The following is a 24,443-nucleotide window of genomic DNA, read 5'->3' as shown; positions in this document are numbered from 1 at the left end:
CCGGCGGCACCGGGCATGAGACTCCTGCCGCCGAGGCTGGGACCGACCTGGGGAGGGCCACGTGCTGCGCACCACCTCGACCGTGGACGTCGTCATCGTGGGAGCCGGTTCCGCCGGCCTTGCCGCCGCCCGCCATCTGACCGGGGCGGGCGTCTCCGTCACCGTGCTGGAGGCCGCGCCAGACATCGGCGGCAGGTCCGCCACCGAGGAGCTCGACGGCTTCCGGCTGGACCGCAGCGGGCGGCCGCTGGCCATCGGCGCCGACGAACTGCACCGCACGCCCGGACTCGGCGATCTTTCGCTGCGTCCGTTCGCGGCGGGGCTGACGGTGCACAACGGCCAACGCACCCAGCGCATCAGCGCGACCCGGAGCACAAGGGGCGCACTTTCCGCGGCGCGCGCCCTCTCGCGCGCCGAACGCCGGGCCGAACGCCGCGCGGAGCGGCGGCCGGACCGGCACACCGACCGGCACGGGGACCGCGGCACCGCCCCGGCGCCAGCCGACCGCCCGGTGGGCGATGTGCTGGCGCACCGCCCGGCCTTCCCGCCGCGCCCACAGGACGCCTTCCTCCGGCCGCTGCTCGGCGCGTTGACGTGCGATCCGCAGCTGCGCGACTCCAGCCGGGGCGCCGCACAGGTGCTCCGGGCCTTCGCCGGGGGCCGGCTGAGCCTGCCGGCAGGCGGCGCATCGGCCGTCCCCGAACTCCTCGCCGCCGCACTGCCGCCCGGCACGATACGGACGTCCGTCCGGGCCACCGCCGTCTCCACCACCGGCGTCAGCACCGCCGAGCACGGCCGGATCCCCTGCCGCGCGGTGGTGGTGGCGACCGCCGCACACGACGCGGCGCAGCTGCTGCCGGGGCTGCGGGTACCCGCCTTCCACCCGGCGACGGTCCTGCACCACACGGCGGGGGCCGCGGGAGCGCGCGGCGGCCCGTACCGCGACACCGCGCTGATCCTCCCGACGGCCGGACCGGTCGCGCACACCTACGCCGCCGGCGCGATCGACCCGTCACGCACGCCCCCCGGCCGGACGTTGATCACCACGACCGTGCTGGGTGCCGCTGCCGCGCTGCCGGCCTCCGTCCTCGACAAGACCGTGCGGCCCCAACTGGAGCGGATCTACGGGGCGATGACCGACGACTGGCAGCTGCTGACCGTCCATCACGACCCGTGGGCCGCCCCGGCGATGCCCGCGCCGCACGACCCGGAGCGGCCGGTGCGGGTGCTGGCGGGCCTCTACGTCTGCGGCGACCACCGGGACTCCAGCACGCTGCAGGGTGCCCTGCACTCGGGCCGCAGGGCCGCCCACGCGCTGCTCCAGGACTTCGGCCTGCCGACCCCCGCCGATCCGAACTCCCTCCGCCCGGTGGCCTGATGCCTCGTACGGGCCGAGTTCCCCCGCACCCGGCAGCCGGGTGCGGGGGGAACTCTCATCCCAGGGCCGCCACCCGGTCGCGGTAGCCGCGCACCGCCGCCGCGTCGCGGAACGGCTCCAACCGCCGCTCGAATTCCCTGACGTACTCATGGGCGCGTACGGAACGCATCTCGGTGGCCTGGAGCGCCGCCTCCGCCCCGAGGGTGCACGCCTGCTCCAGCTCGCCGAGACCCAGCCGGGCGGTCGCCAGGACGACCCGGCAGAACAGCCGGCTGCGGGCGAACCCCGCGGCCCGCAGCTGCAGGGACCGCTCGGCGTGCTGGCATGCCGTGCGGTACTGCTGGAGGTCGCGGTGGCAGTGCGCCAGCTCGTCGGCGAGCTGCGCCTCGTCGAAGAACCGTGCCCAGTACGGGGTCTCGTCGCCCGGCCGGGCGGCCTCCAGGGCCCGCTCGGCCCGCGACAGCGCGGCGGTGCACGCCCGGACCTCGCTCATCAGGCCGTGGCCGCGGGCCTCCGCTGCGTGCAGCAGCGCCTGCACCACCGGCGGCGCGCTGCTGCCGATGCCCTGCTGCGCGACCCGCGCCAGCTGGACGGCCTCCCTGCCGTGTCCCAGATAGACGGCCTGCCGGCTCATCGTCACCAGGACGTAGGAGCCGTACGCCCGGTCCCCGGCCGCCTGGGACAGCCGCAGCGCCTGGACGAAGTACCGCTGCGCCAGGCCGTGCGCGGCGATGTCGTAGGAGGTCCAGCCGGCCAGCCGGGTCAGGTCGGCGGCGGCCGCGAACAGCCGGCGGCCGGTCGCCTCGCCGTAGCTGCCGCGCAGCATCGGCTCGGCCTCGTGCTCCAGATAGCGCACCAGCGCCTGGCGGGCATGACCGCCGCCGTAGGCGTGGTCCAGCGACCGGAACAGTTCGCCGACCGAGCGCAGCGCCGCGATGTCCCCGGAGGAGACCCGGGCGCCCTGGACACGGTCGACGCGGTCGGTCCGGCGCTGGCGCGGCACCGAGGCCCGGCCCTGGGCGGGCACCCGGCCCGGGGCCTCGGTGCCGGTGTCGCCGCGGGCGACCCGCTCGTCGGCGCGGCCGATCAGCCAGTCCCGGCTCGGCACCACGAGACCGGCCGGGGTGAAGGCGATCTTCCGCAGTTCGGCGTGGCTGCCGGAGTCCTTGCGCCACAGGCCGCTGACGATGTCCACGGCCTCGGTGGGGGTCGCGGCGAATTCGAGCCCGGCGTACACCGGCGCACAGGCGTCCAGGCCGAGGTCCTGGGCGGACAGCCGGCGTCCCAGCCGGCGGGTGAACACCTCCGCGATCAGGGCGGGGGTGGTGCCTCTGGGCTGCTGCCCGCGCAGCCAGCGCGTCACCGAGGTCTTGTCGTAGCGCAGGTCGAGGCCGTGCTCGATACCGAGCTGATCAACCCTTCTGGCCAGCCCTGCGTTGGAGAACCCCGCCTCGGCGATGAGCGCGGCGAGCTGGCGGTTGGGTGTGTGTTGCGGGGGTCGTTCCGTCATCAGCTTTACCGGTCTCCTGCCTTCCGGGCCGGGCTGCCGGACTCGGCTGTCCCTGTCCGGCACGCTCCTCGCCCTTGTGGGACGGCGTGAATGTAACGGCCCAGGAAGCCGTTCTCCCGGCCTGTGCCCTGTGTTCATCCGATCGTGTGAGCAGGGCGCATGCGGTGCGCAGGGGCGCTCGGCACCGGCCGCCTACGGGTACCGGAGCGGGTCGCCGTACAGTGGCCTGGGCGCGAAGTGGCATCAAATGTTGCAGCGAGATGCAACAGAGGTTCGAAGAGGAGCTGCCGTGACTGCGATCTCTCGGGGGGAGCCCCCCGCACCCGAGGGGCTGCGCTTTGTGCATCTGGGCTTCGGTGCGGACGCCGTGGAATACGAAACCGCATGGCAGGAGCAGCGCCGGGTACACGCCGCCCGGTTCGCCGACGAGGTGCCCGACACCTGCCTGCTTCTGGAGCACCTGCCCGTCTACACCGCCGGACGGCGCACGTCGGACGACGAGCGCCCCCTGGACGGCACCCCGGTCGTCGACGTCGACCGCGGCGGGAAAATCACCTGGCACGGCCCCGGTCAGCTGGTGGGATACCCGATCCAGAAGCTGCCGCGTCCGGTTGACGTGGTCGCCCACGTCCGCCGCCTGGAGGACGCCCTGATCCGGGTCTGCGCCGACTTCGGCGTGGTGGGCTCCCGCGTCGAGGGCCGCAGCGGTGTGTGGGTGCTCGGCGACCCGGTCGAGGAGCGGGCGGCGCTTGGCGGCCTGCAGCTGGACTTCGACCCGCGGGCCGCGGACGAGCTGTTCGACCCCCGGCTGAACGGCCCGGAGTACGCGCCGTCCAACGCCGGCCAGCGCCGCGAGGACCGCAAGCTCGCCGCGATCGGCATCCGCGTCGCCAAGGGCGTCACGATGCACGGCTTCGCGCTGAACGTGAACCCGGACAACACCTCGTTCGACAAGATCGTGCCGTGCGGCATCCGTGACGCCGGCGTCGCCTCGCTCTCCGGAGAGCTGGGCCGCGAGGTCACCATCGCCGAGGTGCTGCCCATCGTCGAGGAGCACCTGCGGGACGTCCTGGAAGGCGCCGAGCTCCTTCCCCGCGCGGTCTGAACACCGCGCGCCGGGCGGGACGGCAGGAATGCTCTCCTCCCACCCGAGGTTGACCTGCACAGTCTGCACGCGTAAAGACGTGCGAATTATCGGGCGTACCCTGGTGTACGCCGAAGAAACGAAGTCGTAGGGAGCCGGACGTGTCCGCAGTCGCACCCGACGGACGCAAGATGCTGCGCCTGGAGGTCCGGAACAGCCAGACCCCCATCGAGCGCAAGCCCGAGTGGATCAAGACCCGGGCGAAAATGGGTCCCGAGTACAACCACCTGCAGAGCCTGGTCAAGAGCGAAGGTCTGCACACGGTCTGCCAGGAGGCGGGCTGCCCCAACATCTACGAATGCTGGGAGGACCGCGAGGCGACCTTCCTCATCGGTGGCGACCAGTGCACCCGTCGCTGCGACTTCTGCCAGATCGACACCGGCAAGCCGCAGGAGCTGGACCGCGACGAGCCGCGCCGGGTCGCCGAGTCGGTCGTGACCATGGGCCTGAAGTACGCCACCATCACCGGCGTCGCCCGCGACGACCTGGAGGACGGCGGGGCCTGGCTCTACGCGGAGACCGTCCGCCAGATCCACGCCGCGATGCCCGAGACCGGCGTCGAGCTGCTGATCCCCGACTTCAACGCCGTCCCCGAGCAGCTGGCCGAGGTCTTCTCCTCGCGCCCCGAGGTGCTCGCGCACAACGTCGAGACGGTGCCGCGGATCTTCAAGCGGATCCGCCCCGGCTTCCGCTACGAGCGGTCGCTCGACGTCATCACCCAGGCCCGCGAGGCCGGCCTCGTCACCAAGTCCAACCTGATCCTGGGCATGGGCGAGGAGCGCGAGGAGATCAGCCAGGCGCTGCAGGACCTGCACGACGCGGGCTGCGAGCTGATCACGATCACGCAGTACCTGCGCCCCTCCGTGCGGCACCACCCCATCGAGCGCTGGGTCAAGCCCGCCGAGTTCGTGGAGCTGAAGGAGGAGGCCGAGGAGATCGGCTACGCCGGCGTCATGTCCGGTCCGCTGGTCCGCTCCTCCTACCGCGCCGGCCGCCTTTACCAGCAGGCCGTCGAGCGCCGCGAGGTCGAGGCGTCCAGTCAGGCGGTCTGATCCGCTCGGCGCGCCATCTTGTGAATCGTGGCACATGCTGAACTGACGCGGCCCGCTCTCCCCCAGGCCGGGGGCGCGCGGGCCGCGTCTGCTGCGTCACTTGCTTCATCGGTGTTTGACCGGCAGGTCATCCGTTGGTAACACCCTTCAGTGACGATGGATGTACGCACCGCGCTCGAACCGATGGACATACGCACACCTTCCGCCCCGATCGACCTCCCCGAGGGAGACTTCACCATGCAGGCCGCGCCGTTCCGCGCCACCGCCCGCCCCATCCCTTCCGTCTCCGGCGCACTGCGTGCCGTCGAGGCCGTTCTGATGGGCGGCGGGCAGCGCACCGCACGCCGTAACGCCTGGACGTCGGTCCTGGAGGACCGCCGTCGGGCCAAGGACCGCCACGAGGCCCAGTACGTACTGGAGGCCGCGGCGACCGGGCGTCCGCAGGCCACGTAAACTTCGCTGTATGGCGAGGAAGGCAAACTCAGACGGCGCTGCCGGCGCTGAGAACACCGGGCGGCTCAAGCAGATCGCCCTGACCTACAAGATGACCCGTCGGGTCGACTCCAAGGTCGGTCTTGTCGTCGCTGGCGTAGGCATCGTCGTATTCGGCGTTCTCCTTGCCATCGGCTTCGCGATCGGCCACCCCATCTACGCGGGCATCCTGGGCTTCGTGCTGGCCTTCCTCGCGATGGCGATCGTCTTCGGACGGCGCGCCGAGCGAGCTGCCTTCGGGCAGATGGAAGGCCAGCCCGGTGCGGCTGCGGCCGTGCTGGAGAACGTCGGCCGCGGGTGGACGATCACCCCGGCGGTGGCGATGAACCGCAACCAGGACGTCGTGCACCGCGCCGTCGGCAAGCCCGGCATCGTGCTCGTCGGCGAGGGCAACCCCAACCGGCTCCGCGGGCTGCTGTCCGCCGAGAAGAAGCGGATGGCGCGCACCGTCGCCGACACCCCGGTCCACGACATCGTGGTGGGTGACGGCGAGGGCCAGGTTCCGCTGAAGAAGCTCCGTACGACGCTCATGAAGCTGCCGCGCGTGCTTCCCGGCGCCCAGGTCACGAGCGTCAACGACCGGCTGCGTGCGCTCGGCGACCTGATGAGCAACATGCCGGTGCCCAAGGGGCCGATGCCCAAGGGCATGCGGATGCCCAGGGGTGGCGGCAAGATGCGCTGAGCGGCCGGGCCGCCGCTCCTGCCGACCGACGCGACCCCGCCCGACCACAACGCCCCGGAGCTCTCGGCTCCGGGGCGTTCTGTATGCGATCCACCTGATGCGGGGCGGCGCGGGGCCGTTCCGTGGGCGGAATGGGGGTGGAGAAGCCGGCCCGCCTCAGATCCGTACCTGAACGGAGCGGGCGAGGCGGTCGTGCAGGCCGCGGCCGTCGCGGTCCCAGATGACCGCCGGAATGACCACCAGGAGCAGGAGGGTGCGCAGCACCACGCGGGGCAGCGAGAGACGGCCGCCGCCCTCGGCGGCGACCCGCAGGCCCAGCAGCCGCTTGCCGGGGGTGAAGCCGACCGTGCCGACCGTCAGCACGCTCAGCAGCGCGAAGACGATCAGCGCCCAGTTGCTCGCCGAGTCCGGCTTGCCGCCGCTGAGCAGGCCGTACGCGACGAGCATGCACAGCGCCCAGTCGATGAAGAGCGCGGCGATACGGCGCCCGGGGCGGGCGATCGCGCCCGGGCCCTCCTCCGGCAGCCCGAGCTGCTGCCCGCGGTACCCGAAGTCGACACCCATGTCCTCCGCTGTCGCGCGGGGGCCTGAGATCCACGATCCGATTGCTTGCCTGTTGTCCACCCGTCCACGGTACTGCGACCGCATACGTTCGATTTATCAGGGGCGGTGGAGGAGAGTCGTTCGAGCCTCCGACGGCGCACACTGGGAGGCGAGGATGACCGCGCGCCGGTTAACCTCGCCGAAACAAATGGGTCATGCTTGGGAAATCCCGCCTGCCTATGGTCGGGCAAGCGCGCCACCGCACATGGACGCGCTCCGAGTAGCAACCCCGCGTCCGCCGACCGGTGACCGGGCTAGGAGGAGTTGGATGTTCCAGAACGCCGACGAGGCCAAAAAGTTCATCGCGGACGAGGACGTCAAGTTCGTCGACGTCCGCTTCTGCGACCTGCCCGGTGTGATGCAGCACTTCACGATCCCGGCAACGGCGTTCGACCCGGCCGAGGAGCTGGCGTTCGACGGCTCCTCGATCCGTGGGTTCCAGGCGATCCACGAGTCCGACATGGCGCTGCGCGCGGACCTGTCGACCGCCCGGGTGGACCCGTTCCGCCGGGACAAGACGGTCAACATCAACTTCTTCATCCACGACCCGATCACGGGCGAGCAGTACAGCCGCGACCCGCGCAACATCGCCAAGAAGGCCGAGGCCTACCTCGCCTCCACCGGCATCGCGGACACCGCGTTCTTCGGCCCCGAGGCCGAGTTCTACGTCTTCGACAGCGTCCGCTTCGAGACCAGCGCGAACCAGTCCTTCTACCACATCGACTCCGAGGCCGGTGCCTGGAACACCGGTTCGGAGGTCAACAACCGTGGTTACAAGGTCCGGTACAAGGGCGGCTACTTCCCGGCCCCGCCGGTCGACCACTTCGCCGACCTGCGCGCCGAGATCTCCCTGGAGCTGGACGCGGCCGGCCTGCAGGTCGAGCGTCAGCACCACGAGGTCGGCACGGCCGGCCAGGCGGAGATCAACTACAAGTTCAACACGCTGCTCGCCGCGGCCGACGACCTGATGCTCTTCAAGTACATCGTGAAGAACGTCGCCTGGCGCAACGGCAAGACCGCGACCTTCATGCCGAAGCCGATCTTCGGTGACAACGGCTCGGGCATGCACGTCCACCAGTCGCTGTGGTCCGGCGGCAACCCGCTCTTCTACGACGAGCAGGGCTACGCGGGCCTGTCGGACACCGCCCGCTACTACATCGGCGGCATCCTCAAGCACGCGCCGTCGCTGCTGGCCTTCACCAACCCGACGGTGAACTCCTACCACCGCCTGGTCCCCGGCTTCGAGGCCCCGGTCAACCTCGTGTACTCGCAGCGCAACCGCTCCGCGGCCATGCGTATCCCGATCACGGGCTCCAACCCGAAGGCCAAGCGCGTCGAGTTCCGCGCCCCGGACCCGTCGTCGAACCCCTACCTCGCCTTCTCCGCCCTGCTCCTCGCGGGCCTGGACGGCGTCAAGAACAAGATCGAGCCGGCCGAGCCGATCGACAAGGACCTCTACGAGCTCGCTCCCGAGGAGCACGCGGGCGTCGCCCAGGTCCCGACCTCGCTGCCGGCCGTCCTCGACGCGCTCGAGGCCGACAACGAGTACCTCCAGCAGGGCGGTGTCTTCACCTCCGACCTGATCGAGACCTGGATCGACTACAAGCGCACCAACGAGATCGCCCCGATCCAGCTGCGTCCGCACCCGCACGAGTTCGAGCTGTACTTCGACCTCTAAAGAGCGCCGGGCGGAGCGGGCCTCCGTCCGCCGTCTTCGGTCCGCCGGCCGTGTCCTTCCTTCACCGGGAGGCGCGGCCGGCGGTCTTTTGTCTTCGGGTGGCGCGCTCGCCGGGGCGCCGTCGGCGGGCCGGGTGTCGGTGGGGCCGTGCAGACTGGGGGTATGCCTGAATTGCCGGAGGTCGAGTCCCTCAGCCGGTTCCTGGCCGATCGCCTTGCCGGCCGGTCCGTCGCGCGGGTCCATCCGGTCTCGGTGCACGCGCTGAAGACGTACGACCCGCCGCTCACCGCCTTCGAGGGCCGGGCGTTCGACGAGGTGACCCGGCACGGCAAGTTCCTCGATCTGAGGGCCGGGGACCTGCATCTGGTCCTGCACCTCGCCAGGGCGGGCTGGGTGCGGTGGAAGGACAAGCTGCCGGAGGCGCCGCCGCGGCCCGGCAAGGGACCGCTGGCGCTGCGGGTCCGGCTCGAAGAGCCCGAAGGTACGGGCTTCGACGTGACCGAGGCGGGCACCCAGAAGCACCTGGCGGTGTATGTCGTACGGGACCCTCAGGAGGTGCCCGGTGTGGCGCGGCTCGGACCCGATCCGCTGTCCGGGGCCCTCGGCCTCGACGCTTTCGCCGCTCTGCTGGCAGGGGAACGCCGGCAGATCAAGGGCGTCCTCCGGGATCAGAGCGTGCTGGCCGGCATCGGGAACGCCTACTCGGACGAGATCCTGCACACCGCGCGGATGTCACCGTTCAAGCCGGCGGCCAACCTCTCCGAGGACGAGGTGGCCCGGCTGTACGCGGCGATCGGGACGACGCTCACCGACGCGGTCGAGCGCTCCAGAGGGCTGGCCCTCGGGGACCTCAAGGCGGAGAAGAAGAGCGGGCTGCGGGTCCACGGGCGGAAGGGCGAGCCCTGCCCGGTCTGCGGGGACACGATCCGTGAGGTGTCCTTCAGCGATTCGGCGCTGCAGTACTGCCCCACCTGCCAGACCGACGGCAAGATCCTCGCCGACCGGCGGCTCTCGCGGCTGCTGAAGTAGGGGATTCGCGCTCCCGCCGCCGGACCGGGAACCGCGAAGCGGCACCGGTCCGGCGGCGGGCCGGGGTCAGCTCTCGGGCTGTTCGGAGGCGAGGAGTTCGCGGAGTTCGGCGACCGCCTCGCGGAGACGGCCGGCGAAGGTCCGCATCTGGTCGGCCACCGCCAGCGGGGTGCTGAGGTAGACGTTGAAGCGGTCGGGCAGGAGCACGTAGGCGACGCCGATGCACCGGCTGCTGGTCGAGCCGAAGCCGAAGTACTGGATGTGTGCGGACGGCGCGGAGCTGGTGCTCAGGTAGTCGTCCCGCATGGTCAGCCAGCCCGGTGACCGGTAGAGCGAGGGCTGGTCGGTCACTCCCAGCTCGGTCCCGCGGCGCCGCTGGATCAGTTCCAGCTCCCACAGGTGCTGCTCGGGCGCCTGACCGACCTGGCACTCCTTGGCCCGCGCCACATGCGCGGCGGCGGCGGCCCGGAACGCGGCGCGGCGGGTGTCCGCGTCCGCTGCGGGGTCCTCCATCGCCGCGACGAACCGCTGGATCTCCGGGGTGACGACGCGCATCGCCTCGGTCCGCCCTCGCCGGTACTGCCGGGTGGCGATCGACTCGTAGGTGGCGCCCAGCCGTCCCTTGGCGCGCTGGTGGGCGAGTTGGTAGGCGAGCTGGACGAAGGCGTCCGGCGAGACCCGCAGGGCCTTTGCGGCGGCGCTGCCGAAGTCCTCGAACGACAGGGTGGTGGTCGCGGTGTTCTCGCCGTACGCCGCGAAGGCGTCGGCGGCGGAGCGCACCTGTGCCCGCAGGGACTCGTCCAGTCCGAAGACGACCGGCCGCAGTGCGGGCTGTCCCTGGGCGCGGGCTCCGGACCGCCGGGCGTGCTCCTCCGCCGGGGTGGCGAGCAGGGCGTCGACGAAGCTGAGGATGGTGGTCCCGTCCAGCTCGCAGTGTTCGACGTTGATGCCGGCCCGGCCGTCCGCGAACACGATCAGGGACACGGCCTTGTCGAACCAGCGGTTGCCGCGGTCACCGTGGAGCAGCTGGTCGCAGACTTCCTGGGTGTCCGCGGGGGCGAAGTCCTCCAGACACAGGCAGAACAGCGCGGTCTCGACGTCCTCCAGGGCGTCGGCGTTGCGGGGGTCGCAGGCGAGCAGGTCCTGGCGGGTGGCCGCCCACTCGGCGCGGGCCATGGTGGTCAGATGGCCGACCGAGGTGTCCCGGGCGGCCGGTTCGGCGCCGGCCTTCAGGACGGCGTTCAGCCCCGCCTCCAGGTCCTCCAGGCTGTGCGGCACCCCGTCCGCGCCGAACACGTCGAGCCGGAACATGTTGCCGCGGTGGAAGACCACGATGTGCCGCGCCCGGGACGGCCCGGGCGACGCCTCGGTGTACGGCGCGCGGACGGTGTCCTGCTCCGCCCCCGGAATGCGGGTCGTGCCGAACAGGTACTTGTTCTGCTCCATGGACTGGGGCACGCCGCGCGGTGCCAGCGGCGGGATCAGTTCCCGGTCGAGCTGCCGCTTGTAGTGGACGGCCCCCGCGATGAGCCCGGCCGCCCGCTCGACCTGGGGCCGGCCGGTGTCCTGGAAGAGGAAGAAGAAGTTGGCGTTGAGGGCGATCCGGTCCCGGCGGCCCAGGTAGCGGTAGGGCCAGAACGTGTCGAGCCAGCTGTGTACGCCCTCCGCGGCGTCGTACTCCGCCAGCGCCGCGTGCAGTGTCCGGCCGGGGCCGTCGGGCCGGAGGAAGGCGGCCACCTCCGCCTCGGTCGCCGCCCGCTCGTCAGCGGTCAGCAGCGGCGCGCACCAGGCGAGAAACCTCTCGCAGCTCTCCTCAAGCGTGGGTAGCGGTACGCGCGGCAGGCTGTCCTCCCCCGCGAACGTCGCGGTGTCTGCGGTGTCCTGACTGGTATTCACTTCTGCTCTCGATTCGGATCGGGGGAACGGGTGGGTTCCGCGGGTGCGGCGGGATCCTCGGCCGGGGCGCCGGCCGTGCCCGCCGGGCGGGAGAGGTAGAGCTGTGCGTGGAGCCAGCCGTCGGCTTCCAGGCCCTGCGGGTCGACCCCGGCGGCCGCCATCGTCTCCAGCACCTGGGCCTGCTCCTCCGGGGAGGCGAACCGCCGCTGCCTGAAGACCCCTTCGACGCGGGTGGTGCGGTAGCCCAGCCGGGACAACGCGTCCTCGACCGGGTCGAACGGGAACATCCGCAGCACGAAGTGCGCCATCCAGGGCAGCCGGCCTTCCTGCGCGCGGACGACATGGGTGAGGGTCCGCTCGGTGACGTAGCCGAGGCAGCCCGTGGAGATCACCAGGTCCGCCCCGGCGAGCCGGGCGCGCTGCCGGGCGGTGGGTTCGTCGCGCTCCAGGTCGGCGTGGACGGCGTCGTCGAGGAAGCCGGCCTCGGTGGCGTAGGCCAGCGCGGGGGCGGAGGTGTCCAGGCCGACGAAGCGGAGCTCGTGCGCGGGCCGGCGGGACCGGGACAGCTCCCGGTCGCGGGCCAGCAGCTGCTCGCGGGTGAGGTCGGCGGCGGGCGTGCCGTCGGCATCGGGCCCGCAGTAGCGGCCGTAGAGCTCGTCCATCGTCGCGTCGTATTTCAGCAGGGCGGCGTTGATGCCGTACGAGCAGCCGATGTCGAGGACGGTCGGCGCGGCGACCCGCCGGTACTCACGGTACTCCTGGATCAGCTTGGCGAAATAGGGCTTGGCCTGCTGCGGGATGCAGTAGCCGAGGGGTTGCAGCAGACGGAAGTAGGAGCGCGGATCGGGCTGGGTGTAGATGTGGTCGAGCGAGACTTTTCCGGTCGCGTCGAAGCGCACGGGGCGTACTCCTTGGTGGATCGCAGAGAGGGGAATCGGCCTACGACTGCGTGCCCTGGCCGTCCGCTAATCCAGCAGTCGGTCGCCCCTGACGGCTCGACCCTCCGCGGCCTCGTGCGCGGGGAGTACCCGGCCGAAGAGCTGCCGGGTGCGCGCCACGCTCCCGATGACGCCGGGCCGCTCGCTGTAGGCGAAGATCGCGGAGTGCCGCGCGATGTCGCCCCGGACGGGGCTGACCCGGTGCAGGGAGTAGCGACCCTTGAAGAGCTGGAGGTCGCCCGGCTTCAGGGGGAGGCGCCGCGTCAGGCGCTCGCCCCGGCCGTCCAGGACGTCCCGGACGTCGTCGAAGCTCTCGGTGTGCGGGGACCGGATGTGCGGGCAGTACTCGAAGACGCCGCCGTCCTGTGCCTGCTGGGTGAGCATGCTCACGGTGAATTCGTTGGTGTCGAAGTGCCACGGGTGCTCCATGCCCGGCGAGACGACATTGAGAACAAGTCCGGAGAGCGGGTCGGCGAGTTCGTGCAGCTGCGGCAGCCCGAAGCAGCGTGCGATGAAGTGCTGGAAGACCGTGTGGGAGTAGAGGCGGCTGATGAGGGCGTCGGCGGGGATGCGGTCCCGCGCGACGAACGCGTTGCCCCGTTGGAAGGTCCGCCGTCCGGGGTGGTCGGCGGGCAGGTCCGCGTCGACCGGGATGTTGTAGACGTTGACGGTTTCGACGTCGAAGTGCGCCCGGGGCGCGATGTCCGCGCACTCCTGGCGCAGGACGTCCAGGAGCGAGGTGCGGACGAAGTCCGGCAGCACGGTGCAGCCGACGGTTTCCAGCTCGCGCCGGGCGCGGGTGACGACGGCCCTGGCCTCGGCGCTTTCGAGATCCGACAGGGGGTAGCGAGCCGTGTCGACCAGCTGGTCGAACTTCATGGCTTCCAGAGTGCTCATTCGATCCTCTCCACGTGCGGGCAGACCGTGCCGAACGGACGCCCCGACGCTCGCGGCCGGTTCCGGGGGTCCGCAGGGGACGCCCGGCGAGGTCCGCGAGCCGTCGGGGCGCACCCTTGGCTCATCATCAACTCTACTGATGAGTAACACAGTTGGGTTCGCCATGGGGAGACCCGGGATTGCCTGTGACGCGTCACACGGCGCCCGGGTGCGACAGTCGCTCGACCTCGAATCGGCGCGCGTCCACCCATACCGGCCCCACCCCCCGCCGATGGACCCGACCGCCGGAGACGGCGAGGGCCCGGCGCAGCCCGTACCGGTCGCGGCGTCGCGTGCGTCACGTTCTTATGCAACTTGTTGCATAAGACTCTCGGATGGTCTAGAAAGTGGCTGACACCGCTGTGCAAGGAGGCGCCGGATGAGCCAGTACCCGCACTTGATGAGCCCGCTCGACCTCGGCTTCACCACATTGCCGAACCGCGTGCTGATGGGGTCGATGCATGTCGGCCTGGAGGAGGCACCACGCGGCTTCGAGCGGATGGCCGCGTTCTACGCGGAGCGGGTGCGCGGCGGTGTCGGGCTCATGGTCACCGGAGGCATCGCGCCCAACGAGGCCGGGCGGCCCTGGGAGGGCGGCGCCTCGCTGACCACCGAGGACGAAGCGGCGCAGCACCGGCTCGTCACCGACGCGGTGCATCGCGAGGGCGGCAAGATCGCGATGCAGATCCTGCACTTCGGGCGGTACGCCCACCACGCGGGGTTGGTGGCGCCCAGCGCGCTCCAGGCGCCCATCAGCGGCCACCTGCCGCACGCGATGACCGACGACGAGGTCGAGCAGACCATCGACGACTTCGTACGGGCGGCCGCGCTGGCCCGGCAGGCAGGCTACGACGGCGTCGAGATCATGGGCTCCGAGGGCTATTTGATCAACGAGTTCATCGTCGCGGCCACCAACCGGCGCGAGGACCGGTGGGGCGGCAGTTACGAGAACCGCATCCGCTTCCCCGTCGAGATCGTCCGCCGGGTCCGGGAGCGGGTCGGCCCGGACTTCATCCTCATCTACCGGCTGTCGATGCTCGACCTCGTACCGGGCGGCTCCTCGCTGGACGAGGTGATCACGCTCGCCAAGGAGATCGAGACGGCCGGTGCGACGATCATCAACACCGGTATCGGCTGGCACGAGGCCCGCATCCCCACCATCGCGACATCGGTGCCGCGCGGCGCGTGGGCCTGGGTGACGCGGCAGGTGATGGGGGCGGTCTCGATCCCCCTGGTGACCAGCAATCGCATCAACACCCCGGAGATGGCGGAGCAGTTGCTCGCCGACGGGCACGCCGACATGGTCTCGATGGCCCGCCCGCTGCTCGCCGACCCCGACTTCGTCAACAAGGCCCGGGAGGGCCGGGCCGCGGCCATCAACACCTGCATCGGATGCAACCAGGCGTGCCTCGACCACACCTTCAGCGGAAAGATCACCTCCTGCCTGGTCAACCCGCGGGCGTGCCACGAGACGGAGCTGGTGCTCTCGCCGACCCGGCGCCGTAAGCGCGTCGCCGTGGTCGGCGCCGGGCCCGCGGGGCTGGCGTGCGCGGTGGCGGCGGCCGAGCGGGGCCACGAGGTGACGCTGTTCGACGCCGCGGAGCGGATCGGCGGGCAGCTGAACATCGCGCGGAAGGTCCCGGGCAAGGAGGAGTTCAACGAGACCCTGCGCTACTTCCGCCACCAGCTGGAGCAGTGGGGGATCGACGTCCGGCTGGGTACGGCCGTCACCGCGGAGACGATCGCCGAAGGCGGCTTCGACGAGACGGTGATCGCCACCGGTGTGACCCCGCGCAGGCCCGAGATCCCCGGGACCGACCACCCCAGCGTGGTCACCTACCTCGATGTGCTGCGCGACGGCGCGCAGGTCGGTGAGCGGGTCGCGATCATCGGGGCCGGCGGCATCGGCTTCGACGTCGCGGAGTTCCTGACGGACGGCGGGGACGAGGCGAGCCTGGACCCGGCGGTGTTCTTCCGGCAGTGGGGCGTGGACACCGGCTACGGCACGCCGGGCGGACTGCAGGCCCCGCAGCGGCAGGCGCCGCCGCGGACCGTGCATCTGCTGCAGCGCAAGGCGACCAAGGTCGGCGCGGGGCTGGGCAAGACCACCGGCTGGATCCACCGCACCGAGCTGCGCCACCGCGGGGTCACCATGATCGCCGGCGCCGAGTACCACCTCATCGACGACGCCGGGCTGCATGTGACGGTGGACGGCAGGCGCGAGGTCCTCGACGTCGACACGGTCGTGCTCTGCACGGGGCAGGAGCCCCGCCGCGAGCTGTACGAGAAGCTGCTGGCCGCCGGGCACGGGGCGCACCTCATCGGCGGGGCGGACGTCGCCGCGGAGCTCGACGCCAAGCGCGCCATCCAGCAGGGCACCGAGCTGGCGGCCACCCTGTGAGCCGCGCCTAGGATTTCCCCATGTCACTCCCGCACGCGATCCTCACCGCCCTGCTCGAAAAGCCGTCGTCGGGCCTGGAGCTGACCCGCAGGTTCGACCGGTCGATCGGGTACTTCTGGTCCGCCACGCACCAGCAGATCTATCGCGAGCTGGGAAAGCTGGAGCAGGCCGGACTGATCCGGGCGTTGCCCTCGGACCAGCCCGCCCGCGGGCAGAAGAAGGACTTCGAGGTGCTGCCCGCGGGGCGGACGGAGTTGACCCGCTGGGCGGCCGGGGAGCACGACCCCAAGCCCATCCGGGACGCGCTGCTGTTGCGGCTGCGTGCCGCGGCGGTGGTGGGGCACGACGGGCTCGACGATGAACTGCGACGCCATCTCGCCCTGCACCAGAGGCAGTTGGCGGAATACAGCCGTATCGAGGAGCGGGACTTCGACGCCCCGACGTCGCCCGACGACCGGCTGCAGCGGCTGGTGCTGCGGGCGGGCATCGGGCTGGAGACGTTCTGGGTGCAGTGGCTCACCGAAGCGCTCGCGGAGGTGGCGGACATCGAGGAGGCGGGCCCCGCTCGCTGAGCGGGCGCGGCCGTACGGCGGCGGCCGGCCCCGGGGAGTCCCGGAGCCGGCCGCGCTGTCAGCCGGGCATCGTCAGCAGTTGTCGTAGATCAGGGCACGCACCAGACGGCAGGTGGTGTCGGAGGGGGCGTGCACACCGATGTCGGCGGCGGTGGCGCGGATCTTGCGGTTGTGGGCCTGCTCGGGGCGGTAGACGCCGGTGTCGAGCAGGGCGATGGCCAGGCGCATCGCCTTCAGGCGGCGGTTGTGGGATTCGTACCGCTCGCGCGGCCATCCGGCGGGCAGGGGCTTCTTGGGCAGCGGGTGGGCCGGGAGAGGCTTCGTCATGAGTGTGGCAGCGGCCATCGGCGGACCTCCTGGAGCGTGGATGAACCCTCACTGACTGGTTCCCATTCTACCGGCGACCACTGACAAAAGCCCCTGGCCAGCGGGGATTTGGGGCCTTCAGGGACCACCTCATACACGGCCCGTGAGCGGGCGGCCGCGGCCCTTCGGTGGCCGCCATCGGAGGGACCCCGGGGGTCGCCGTCCCGACGGCGCCCGGCACCCCGCGCACCGCGTCACCCCCCGGCTGCCGGCCTCACCCCAGCTGCTCCTCCGCCGCCGCAAGGATCTCGCTGACCCTGCGGCCGAAGCGGATGTCGCAGGCGTGCGGGCGACCCGTGCGGGCGGCGGCGAGGAGGGCGTCGACGGCGCGGTGGAACGCCGGCTGCGGGCCGTCGGTGCGGCGGGGCAGGGCAGTGGTGCCGGCGCTGCCCCGCAGGGTGATCCCCACGCCCGCCGCCGCCGCGGGGGCCGTCAGGCTGAGCGTCGCCGAACTCGCCGCACCGCCGCTGTGGCGCATCGCCAGCAGCACGGTGTCGGCCGGCCCCCGGGTGGCGGTGACGGCCTCCGTGTCACCGAGCACGGGGAGCAGCACGGACAGGGCGTGCGGCCCGACGTCCCAGAGCGCACCCTTCTCGCGACGCCAGGGCGAGTCGGCGTACGGGCTCGCGCTGTCCGCGGCGAAGACCGAGCCGAGCCAGTCGGCGTGCGCGGTGAACCAGCCGCCGGCCGCGGCCTGGGCGTCGATCCACTCCCCCTCCTCCTTCCCGAAGCGCGCGGTGAAGAAGACGACGGTGGCGACGCCTGCGCGCTCCGCGGCCCCGGCGACGGCGCGGGCCTCGGCCACCGTCGTGGCCACCGGCTTGTCGAGCAGCAGGTGACAGCCGGCCTCGGCGGCGCGAACCGCCAACGGGGCCTGGACGGAAGGCGGCAGCGCGACAGAAACCGCGTCGCAGGCAGCGAAGAGTTCGTCGGGCGTGGCATACGGGCGGCTGCCGTGGCTTTCGGCCAGTGCGGCGGCGGCCTCGGGCCTGCGCCCCCAGACGCCGGCGAGCGTGACGCCGGGGTGGGCGGCGAGGACGGGGGCGTGGACGCGCTGCGCCCAGGGACCGGTGCCGAGAAGGCCGATACGCGGGGTCGTCATGGGGCCAGTCTCTCGCGGCGCCCGGCGCGGGCCCGGCGTCCGCCATCTGGGATTCACGGGGCGGAAGGGGCCGGACAGGCACCGAAAACAGGCATACATTCCGGGGCAGAAAGGGACGAAATCCTGGGGATTGCCGGCTCGTCCGGTTGAGTAACCTGCGGTTCACATACGGGCAACGGATGAGAAACGGCTGGTTGCGAGAGTGCCGGAGTACGCCCGCACGCGTACCCGCACCTACCCGTATAAGAGGACCCCGTGACCTTCAAGGCCGAGTACATCTGGATCGACGGCACCCAGCCGACCGCCAAGCTTCGTTCCAAGACCAGGATCCTGGGTGGGGGTCCCTCCCAGGCTTTCGGCACTGGGGGAGGTGCCGAGCTGCCCCGCTGGGGCTTCGACGGATCCAGCACCAACCAGGCCGAAGGCCACTCCTCGGACCTCGTCCTGGAGCCGGTGTTCAGCTGCCCCGACCCGATCCGCGGCGGCGACCACCTCCTGGTGCTCTGCGAGGTCCTGCACACCGACCTGACGCCGCACGCCACCAACACCCGCGCCCTGCTGCGCCCGGTGGCCGAGAAGTTCGCCGGCCAGGAGCCGATCTTCGGCATCGAGCAGGAGTACACCTTCCTCAAGGGCGACCGCCCGCTCGGCTTCCCCGAGGGCGGCTTCCCCGCCCCGCAGGGCGGCTACTACTGCGGTGTGGGCGCCGGCGAGATCTTCGGCCGTGAGATCGTCGAGAAGCACCTCGACCTGTGCCTGGCGGCCGGTCTCGGCCTGTCCGGCATCAATGCCGAGGTCATGCCCGGCCAGTGGGAGTTCCAGGTCGGCGCGCTGGCGCCGCTGGAGGTCTCGGACCACATGTGGGTGGCGCGCTGGCTGCTGCACCGCGTGGCCGAGGAGTTCGGCGTCACCGCGTCGCTGGAGGCCAAGCCGGCCAAGGGCGACTGGAACGGCGCCGGCGCGCACTGCAACTTCTCCACCCGCGCGATGCGTGAGGGCTACGACGCCATCATCACCGCCTGCGAGGCGCTGGGCCAGGGCGACAAGCCGCTGGAGCACGTGCGCCAGTACGGCACCGGCATCGAGGACCGCCTGACCGGCGCCCACGAGACCGCCCCCTGGGACGCGTACTCCTACGGCGCCTCGGACCGCGGCGCCTCGGTGCGTATCCCGTGGCAGGTCGAGGTGGAGAAGAAGGGCTACATCGAGGACCGGCGGCCGAACGCCAACGTCGACCCGTACGTGGTCACCCGTCTGATGGTGGACACCTGCTGCACCGAGCTGGCGCGGCGCGAGCAGGTCTGACGCCTCGGGCAGGACAGACGCGCATCGCATGTGAAGCGCATGTGACTCGCATACGAAGGGGCCGGGCCGACGAGGTCCGGCCCCTTCGTGCGCCCCGGCCGGTGCAACAGCACTCCCGGCGACGCCACAGTGCTCCCGGTCGGTGTCGCGCGCGCAGTGCCGATGCCGGATGTCAGTGGCAGCTGGCAGGCTGTACCCATGCTTGCGATCACCGTGAAGACCGAGACCGGGCCGGTCCTCGCCCGCCCCGCCGAGGGCGAACTCGCCGGTCTGCTGGGGCGGATCGGCGGTGACGACGATCACTTCGTGGTGGTCGAACGCGATCCCGAGGAGGATCACTTCTTCCTGCAGACCTGGCGCGAGGGCCCGGGGCCGTTCACGGTGGAGTTCCGTGACGGCGCTCCCGACCGGCACTTCACCGCCGAGTCGACGGACACCGGCCAGATCGTCGAGGTGTTCCTGGCCTGGGCGCGCGGCGCCGAGTCCTGGCGCACGGCGCTCGACTGGCAGCCCGCGGACCTGGTCTCGACGCCCGGTCTGGATCCCGAGGTCCGCGCGGAGGCAGAGGAGCGCGCCCGTAAGGACATCAGGTCCGGTTTCCGGGGCTTCCGCGACGTCGCCCAGGGCGTGGTGGACACCTGCGACCCCGAGGAGTCCCCGGTCACGCCGGACGAGGCACGGCGGATCGTCGCCGGCCTCTGGGAGGAGCGGCTCGCCGAGCAGGCCGGCTGGCCCGAGGTGACCGAACCGGACCTGGTCGCACGGGCGTTCGCCGTGCTCGACGGCCAGGGGCTGACGGCCCGGATGAACTTCAGCTGCTGCGCCTCCTGCGGGCTCGCGGAGATCGGTGCGGAGCGCGCCGAGACCGACCACGGATTCGCCTTCTTCCACTACCAGGACACCGAGGCCGCCGCGGCGGGCCACGGCCTCGCGGTGCGCTACGGCGCCTACCCCGATTCCGGCCGGGACCGTGCGGAGATCGGGCGGACGGTGGCTGCCGCGCTGGCCGGTGCGGGCCTGCCGGTGCAGTGGGACGGCGACCCCGGCCAGGTCGTCCGGGTCACGCCACTGGAGTGGCTCAAGCGGCTGCCGACGGGAGCCTGAGATGCCGCACCCCGAGCCCCGTTCCGCCGCGACGCCCGCCCCGAGGCGCGCCCCCTGGGTCACTCCGCTGTACGTCGGCGCCGTCCAGCTCGGCGCGTGCGCCACCGCGCGACTCCCCCGCCCGCAGCGCGTGGAACTGCTTCGCGCGCACTCCACCAATGTCGCCAATCTGCGGGCCGGCCGGTGGCGGACGCTGGTCACCAGCGCGGCATTCGTCGAGGAACCCCTGCCCGCGCCGTACGCCGCCGCCCTGCTCGCCGCCCTCGGTACGGCCGAGGCGCGGTGGGGGCCGGCGCGTGCGGCGGGCCTGTTCGCCGCCGGGCACCTGGGCGCCAGCCTGCTGGTGTACGCCGGCCTGCGCGGCCGGGTGCGCGCCGATCCGCCGGACGCGACCGCGCGGGCCGTCGACGTCGGTGCGAGCTACGGCTTCTGCGCCACGGTCGGCGCGCTGGCCGCCACCGCCTCGCACCGCGGCGTACGGGTCGCGGCGACGGCCGGTGTGCTGGCGCTGGGGATACGCCCCGTCCTGCGCCCCCGCCGGACGTTCACCGACGCCGGACATCTGGCGGCGGTGGTGCTCGGCGTGGCGGCGGGTGCGGCGCTGGGGGCGGATGAGCCGCGACGGCGGCCGGCCGGAGCCGGGGCGGCGGGCCCGCGGGCTGCTGTCCGGGCGGCGCGGGCTCGCAGGGCGGTGCCGTCGGCGCCGGTAGGCGGCTGACCATCCGGACGGCGAGGCGTGCGGACGTGCGGTCGGCCGCGGAGCCGACCCGCGCCCTGCCGGCGAATGGGCGGGCCACACCGTGTGATTCAAGCCAAGCAAGTGCCGCCGCCGGGGACAGATCCCCGGCGGTCTGATTGAATGGGGCCATGGCCAGCCTCACAGACACCGCGACGGGTCGCAGCGACCTCGAGCCGTTCTGGCCGTCCCGGCAGGCGCACGCTTTCGATCGTCTGTGTTGCCGCGCGCACTGAGCGCGGGCCCGCACACCTCTCTTCGACGCCGTTGACCGGCGTCCCCAGCCCTGCCCGCGCGCATGACGTCCCCGACGCCCCTCTGCGCGAAAGAGCTGACCCTGATGACGAACGTCCGTACGCTGCCTGCCGCTTCCGCGACGGCCACCCTCCCGCCCCTCCCCCACGCCCCCCGGCACCGATTGCGCGCCGTGAGCCCGGACGAAGTACCGCCGGTCGCGGAGCTGTTGAACTCCGGCGCGACCTGGCTGCCGGCACCTGCGCACAGCCTGCCCGAACTGCCCGGCCGGCCGCCGATGGTCGGCTACCTCGTGCTCGTCCCCGCCGAGGCGGCCGCACCGCAGCCGGCCGCGGAACCGGCGGCCGAGCCGACCGGTGACGCGATCATCAGCATCGACCCGGAGCAGCGGACCGCGCAGGTCCAGGGTCGGCCGCTGGAACTGACCTACCTGGAGTTCGAGCTGCTCAGCCACCTCGTCGCGCGTCCCCACCGGGTGCACACCCGGGACCAGCTGGTGACCACCGTGTGGGGGTACGGCCACGTCGGCGACGGCCGCACCGTCGATGTCCATGTGGCCCGGCTGCGCCGCAAGTTGGGCGCCGAACACCGGTCGTCGATCGTGACGGTGCGGCGGGTGGGCTACAAGTACGTGCCCAGCGTCTGAGGGCGGGGTATTCGATCCCCCTCCTTCAGACACCTTCCGTGAGGCCCGACCGCGGGCCAGGGCCCGGCGGGAAGTGCTTCTCCGTCCGGCTCCGGCCCGCACCGCCCGCCTGGCGGGCCGCGGACCGGTGGGGCAGTCCGCGTCGCGACGCCCATGCCGCTCCGCCGGCCACCGCCACTCCCACCCCCGAGGCGAGGAGCAGCGCCTTGGCCGGCGAGTCCGTCAGCGCCGCGCCCCCGAAGCCGCCGAGGGCGGTGCCGTACAGCGCCCACAGGGCCGCGCCCACCGAGTCCAGCACGACGAACCGGCGCACCGGGAAGCGGATCCCGCCGGTGCAGAGCGCCGCGACCACGCGCCCGCCCGGGAGGAAGCGGCCGGCGATGACGAGGGTGGCGGCGTGCCGTTCGACCATCGCCCCGGCCTGCGCGTGCCGGGTCCGGCCGCGGGCGCCGCGCAGCAGCCGGGCGGTCGCGCGTGGGCCCGCGCGGCGGCCGACGGCATGGCCGAGGCAGTCGCCGGCCAAGGCGCCTGCCGCCGCGACGACGGCGAGCAGTGCCAGCAGTGGCGGGTCCGGGCCGATGAGGACGGCGACCAGGACGACCGTGGTCTCACCGGGCATGAACGGCAGCAGCGCGTCGAGTCCGGAGACCAGCAGGACGATCACCCACAGCCAGGGCGAGCCGAGCATGCCCTGGAGCGGTTCCGCGAGCCGGTCCAGCTGCTCAAACATGGTGCGGGGCCTGTGCCGTCGGCCGTAGATGAGGTGCGGTGCCGCACAGGTGCCCCCGCTGTGCCGGTGCCCGCTCCGGCGCCTGCCGGGGGGACCGGGGCGGGCCGCCCATGACGGCCGCCCCGGCGAGCGCGGCCAGTGTCCTGCGGTCGTGCCCGGATTCCGGTGCGGACAGCGGTGGGTGGGCGGTGACGCCGATCGTCAGCCCGCGTGCGGTGAGTACGCGGCGCAGTGAGGAGGCGAAGGTGTCCTCACCGCAGAAGGCGGCGACCGTGCTGGGCAGACCGTGCTGGGCGTAGGTGAGCGTCACCGGGCGGACGGGAGCGCCCGCGTCGATCGCCGCCTGGAAGGTGGCCCGGCGGAAGGCGCCCCCTTCGCCGGTGCACCAGGTGGTGGCCTGCGGGAAGACCGCCACCGACCGGCCCGACGCCAGCAGTTCGCTCAACTCGCCTATGGTCCGCGGTAGTTCGCGGGGGTTTCCGCGGTCGATGAAGTGCGTGCCGGCGCGGCGGGCCAGCCCGCCGACGACCGGCCAGCCGCCGACCTCGCGCTTTGCCAGGAGGGTCACCGGCTCGACGGCGAGCAGCGCGGGGATGTCGAGCCAGGAGATGTGGTTGACGACGATGAGGGTGCCGGGGCCGCCGGGAAGGGGTGTAACGGCGGCGGGCCCGGTCCCGAGCCACGTCCCCCGGGTGCGGGCGTCCGCCGCGGCCCGCAACGCGCCGACAGCCGGGCCTTCGAGGCTTATGCCGAGCGCGGCGAGCAGCGCGCGGGCGTGCGTACGCAGTCGTACGGGGTCGGCCATCCGCTCGCCGTCGGTCAGTGCCCGGCGTACGGCGTGCGCGAAGGCGGCGCAGCGCCGGGCGGTGACGGTGGTGGGGGCGCGTCGCACGGCGTGGGTGGCACAGGCCGGGGTGCAGGCGGACCAGACGTCCCAAGCGCCGTTCACCGGTCCCCCAGGAAGTAGCGGCGGTAGCGCTCGCCGAGTCGCTCCATGTCCAGCAGGACGAAGAAGTCGGCGACGTCGAACTCGGGGTCGTGGGCGGGCGCGCCACAGATCCACGCGCCGATCCGCAGGTAGCCGCGCAACAGCGGGGGCAGCAGCGCGGCGCGGGGGCGGTCCGGCACCGGGACGGAGGGCCGCCAGGGGTGGTGCGGGGTGATCCGCAGCTCGGGGGGCGCGGCATGGCGGGTCCTGCCCAGTTCCCAGGCGTGCGCGGCCGCTGTGCCGCCGTCGCCGAGCGGGACGGAGGCGCAGCCGGCGAGGTAGCGGTGGCCGGAGAGCAGGGTGTAGCGGGCGAGGGCGGCCCACATCTGGTTGATGACGGCGCCGCCCCGGTGGTCGGGGTGCACGCAGGAGCGGCCGGCCTCGATGAGGGAGGGGCGCAACGGGTCCAGTGCGGTGAGGTCGAACTCGCCGTCGGAGTAGAGCCGTGGGCTGCGGCCGGGCGGCAGGAGGCGGTAGGTGCCGACCACCTCGCCGGGCACGGGCGGGGTCGCGGTGGAGGTGATGGTGGCGGTGGCGGTGGCGGTGGCGGTGACGATCAGATGGTCGGCGAGATCGTCGAGGGCGTCGATGTCGTGCCCGGCGAGCGGGGAGTGCAGCTGGGCGCCCATCTCCTCGCCGAAGACGCGGTGGCGCAGGCGTTGCGCGGCCCGGATCTGCTCCTGACTGTCGGCGAGGACGACGGCGTAGCCGGGCGCGTGGGCCGGGCCGGGGGCGGACGGGTCGGTCCCGGGCGGGGCGGCGGGTGACGCGGCACCCGGGTCGGTACGCGGCCCGGTCCGGGCGGCGCCTTCGGTGGTGGGGACGGCGGACGCGGTCGATGCCATGCTCATACGAGCTCTCCATGGGAGGGGGAGGCCGGTGGGGTCGACGGGCGGTGAG

General features: G+C 72.5%; 23 protein-coding genes. 13 read left to right on the top strand and 10 right to left on the bottom strand.

Translation table 11 applies throughout. The features are described 5' to 3' along the window. The first annotated feature begins 61 nt into the window (after positions 1-61). Positions 62-1,378, top strand: a complete 1,317-nt coding sequence (locus ACGFZW_RS08050) for an FAD-dependent oxidoreductase (RefSeq protein ID WP_393892189.1) — start codon at positions 62-64, stop codon at positions 1,376-1,378. A gap of 55 nt (positions 1,379-1,433) precedes the next feature. On the opposite strand, the gene ACGFZW_RS08045 is transcribed toward ACGFZW_RS08050, so the two are convergent. Beyond that, entirely contained in the window at positions 1,434-2,888 is a 1,455-nt protein-coding gene (locus ACGFZW_RS08045) for a regulator (protein WP_393892188.1), read from the bottom strand. A gap of 289 nt (positions 2,889-3,177) precedes the next feature. Between ACGFZW_RS08045 and lipB the strand changes: the two genes are divergently transcribed. From lipB to ACGFZW_RS08025, 4 genes are all read left to right on the top strand, one after another. Beyond that, positions 3,178-3,993, top strand: a complete 816-nt coding sequence (gene lipB / locus ACGFZW_RS08040) for a lipoyl(octanoyl) transferase LipB (RefSeq protein WP_393892187.1) — start codon at positions 3,178-3,180, stop codon at positions 3,991-3,993. 140 nt (positions 3,994-4,133) lie between these two features. Further along, entirely contained in the window at positions 4,134-5,084 is a 951-nt protein-coding gene (gene lipA, locus ACGFZW_RS08035; RefSeq protein WP_393892186.1) for a lipoyl synthase, read from the top strand. A 237-nt stretch (positions 5,085-5,321) separates the two neighbouring features. Next, entirely contained in the window at positions 5,322-5,537 is a 216-nt protein-coding gene (locus ACGFZW_RS08030) for a hypothetical protein (RefSeq protein WP_393892374.1), read from the top strand. A 10-nt stretch (positions 5,538-5,547) separates the two neighbouring features. After that, positions 5,548-6,258 carry a DUF4191 domain-containing protein gene (locus ACGFZW_RS08025; RefSeq protein WP_393892185.1) on the top strand — a complete coding sequence of 237 codons (711 nt, stop codon included), beginning with the start codon at positions 5,548-5,550 and terminating at the stop codon, positions 6,256-6,258. A 156-nt stretch (positions 6,259-6,414) separates the two neighbouring features. Here the strand turns inward: ACGFZW_RS08025 and ACGFZW_RS08020 are convergent, their stop codons facing one another. Beyond that, entirely contained in the window at positions 6,415-6,882 is a 468-nt protein-coding gene (locus ACGFZW_RS08020) for an RDD family protein (RefSeq protein ID WP_393892184.1), read from the bottom strand. 247 nt (positions 6,883-7,129) lie between these two features. Between ACGFZW_RS08020 and glnA the strand changes: the two genes are divergently transcribed. Both glnA and ACGFZW_RS08010 read left to right on the top strand, forming a co-directional pair. Beyond that, positions 7,130-8,539: a type I glutamate--ammonia ligase gene (gene glnA / locus ACGFZW_RS08015; protein ID WP_393892183.1), complete on the top strand. Its 1,410-nt coding sequence runs from the start codon at positions 7,130-7,132 to the stop codon at positions 8,537-8,539. Positions 8,540-8,701: 162 nt separating this feature from the next. Then, a complete protein-coding gene (locus ACGFZW_RS08010) occupies positions 8,702-9,568 on the top strand; it encodes an Fpg/Nei family DNA glycosylase (RefSeq protein ID WP_393892182.1) in 867 nt (288 codons plus the stop codon). Positions 9,569-9,634: 66 nt separating this feature from the next. On the opposite strand, the gene ACGFZW_RS08005 is transcribed toward ACGFZW_RS08010, so the two are convergent. The 3 genes from ACGFZW_RS08005 to ACGFZW_RS07995 form a co-directional block, all read right to left on the bottom strand. Next, positions 9,635-11,464 carry a choline/carnitine O-acyltransferase gene (locus tag ACGFZW_RS08005; protein WP_393892181.1) on the bottom strand — a complete coding sequence of 610 codons (1,830 nt, stop codon included), beginning with the start codon at positions 11,462-11,464 and terminating at the stop codon, positions 9,635-9,637. Continuing rightward, a complete protein-coding gene (locus ACGFZW_RS08000) occupies positions 11,461-12,363 on the bottom strand; it encodes a class I SAM-dependent methyltransferase (protein WP_393892180.1) in 903 nt (300 codons plus the stop codon). Before ACGFZW_RS08000 ends, ACGFZW_RS08005 begins: the two co-directional genes overlap by 4 nt. Positions 12,364-12,429: 66 nt before the next feature. Beyond that, a complete protein-coding gene (locus ACGFZW_RS07995; RefSeq protein ID WP_393892179.1) occupies positions 12,430-13,299 on the bottom strand; it encodes an arpA protein in 870 nt (289 codons plus the stop codon). Between the two features lie 418 nt (positions 13,300-13,717). Here ACGFZW_RS07995 and ACGFZW_RS07990 point away from each other — a divergent pair, with 418 nt between their 5' ends. Further along, a complete protein-coding gene (locus tag ACGFZW_RS07990) occupies positions 13,718-15,739 on the top strand; it encodes an FAD-dependent oxidoreductase (protein WP_393892178.1) in 2,022 nt (673 codons plus the stop codon). Positions 15,740-15,759: 20 nt separating this feature from the next. Next, complete coding sequence (locus ACGFZW_RS07985) at positions 15,760-16,311, top strand: PadR family transcriptional regulator (RefSeq protein ID WP_393892177.1); 552 nt, start codon at positions 15,760-15,762, stop codon at positions 16,309-16,311. Between the two features lie 72 nt (positions 16,312-16,383). Here the strand turns inward: ACGFZW_RS07985 and ACGFZW_RS07980 are convergent, their stop codons facing one another. Both ACGFZW_RS07980 and ACGFZW_RS07975 read right to left on the bottom strand, forming a co-directional pair. Further along, positions 16,384-16,656, bottom strand: coding sequence for a hypothetical protein (locus ACGFZW_RS07980; RefSeq protein ID WP_393892176.1), 273 nt, complete (start codon positions 16,654-16,656; stop codon positions 16,384-16,386). A gap of 235 nt (positions 16,657-16,891) precedes the next feature. Further along, complete coding sequence (locus ACGFZW_RS07975) at positions 16,892-17,779, bottom strand: Gfo/Idh/MocA family protein (RefSeq protein ID WP_393892175.1); 888 nt, start codon at positions 17,777-17,779, stop codon at positions 16,892-16,894. Between the two features lie 255 nt (positions 17,780-18,034). On the opposite strand from ACGFZW_RS07975, the gene glnII reads away from it, so the two are divergent. From glnII to ACGFZW_RS07955, 4 genes are all read left to right on the top strand, one after another. Beyond that, complete coding sequence (gene glnII / locus ACGFZW_RS07970; RefSeq protein ID WP_393892174.1) at positions 18,035-19,084, top strand: glutamine synthetase; 1,050 nt, start codon at positions 18,035-18,037, stop codon at positions 19,082-19,084. Positions 19,085-19,282: 198 nt separating this feature from the next. Beyond that, a complete protein-coding gene (locus tag ACGFZW_RS07965) occupies positions 19,283-20,188 on the top strand; it encodes a DUF6891 domain-containing protein (RefSeq protein ID WP_393892173.1) in 906 nt (301 codons plus the stop codon). 1 nt (position 20,189) lies between these two features. After that, on the top strand, positions 20,190-20,906 hold the full coding sequence (locus ACGFZW_RS07960) for a rhomboid-like protein (protein WP_393892172.1): 717 nt from the start codon (positions 20,190-20,192) through the stop codon (positions 20,904-20,906). A gap of 358 nt (positions 20,907-21,264) precedes the next feature. After that, positions 21,265-21,825, top strand: coding sequence for a winged helix-turn-helix domain-containing protein (locus tag ACGFZW_RS07955; protein WP_393892171.1), 561 nt, complete (start codon positions 21,265-21,267; stop codon positions 21,823-21,825). A gap of 25 nt (positions 21,826-21,850) precedes the next feature. On the opposite strand, the gene ACGFZW_RS07950 is transcribed toward ACGFZW_RS07955, so the two are convergent. Genes ACGFZW_RS07950 through ACGFZW_RS07940 form a run of 3 tightly spaced genes read right to left on the bottom strand, consistent with a single transcriptional unit; the run spans position 21,851 to position 24,394 of the window. Further along, a complete protein-coding gene (locus ACGFZW_RS07950) occupies positions 21,851-22,555 on the bottom strand; it encodes a DedA family protein (RefSeq protein ID WP_393892170.1) in 705 nt (234 codons plus the stop codon). Continuing rightward, positions 22,548-23,504 (bottom strand): lysophospholipid acyltransferase family protein, encoded by a 957-nt coding sequence (locus tag ACGFZW_RS07945; RefSeq protein WP_393892169.1) that lies wholly within the window; start codon positions 23,502-23,504, stop codon positions 22,548-22,550. Before ACGFZW_RS07945 ends, ACGFZW_RS07950 begins: the two co-directional genes overlap by 8 nt. Further along, a complete protein-coding gene (locus ACGFZW_RS07940) occupies positions 23,501-24,394 on the bottom strand; it encodes a GNAT family N-acetyltransferase (RefSeq protein ID WP_393892168.1) in 894 nt (297 codons plus the stop codon). Before ACGFZW_RS07940 ends, ACGFZW_RS07945 begins: the two co-directional genes overlap by 4 nt. Positions 24,395-24,443: the final 49 nt, after the last annotated feature.

The sequence above is a fragment of the Streptomyces sp. NPDC048248 genome (genome assembly GCF_043201875.1).
GTDB lineage: Bacteria > Actinomycetota > Actinomycetes > Streptomycetales > Streptomycetaceae > Streptomyces.
Note: the sequence above shows the minus strand (reverse complement) of the source record. Positions and strands in the feature narration are given on the sequence as shown.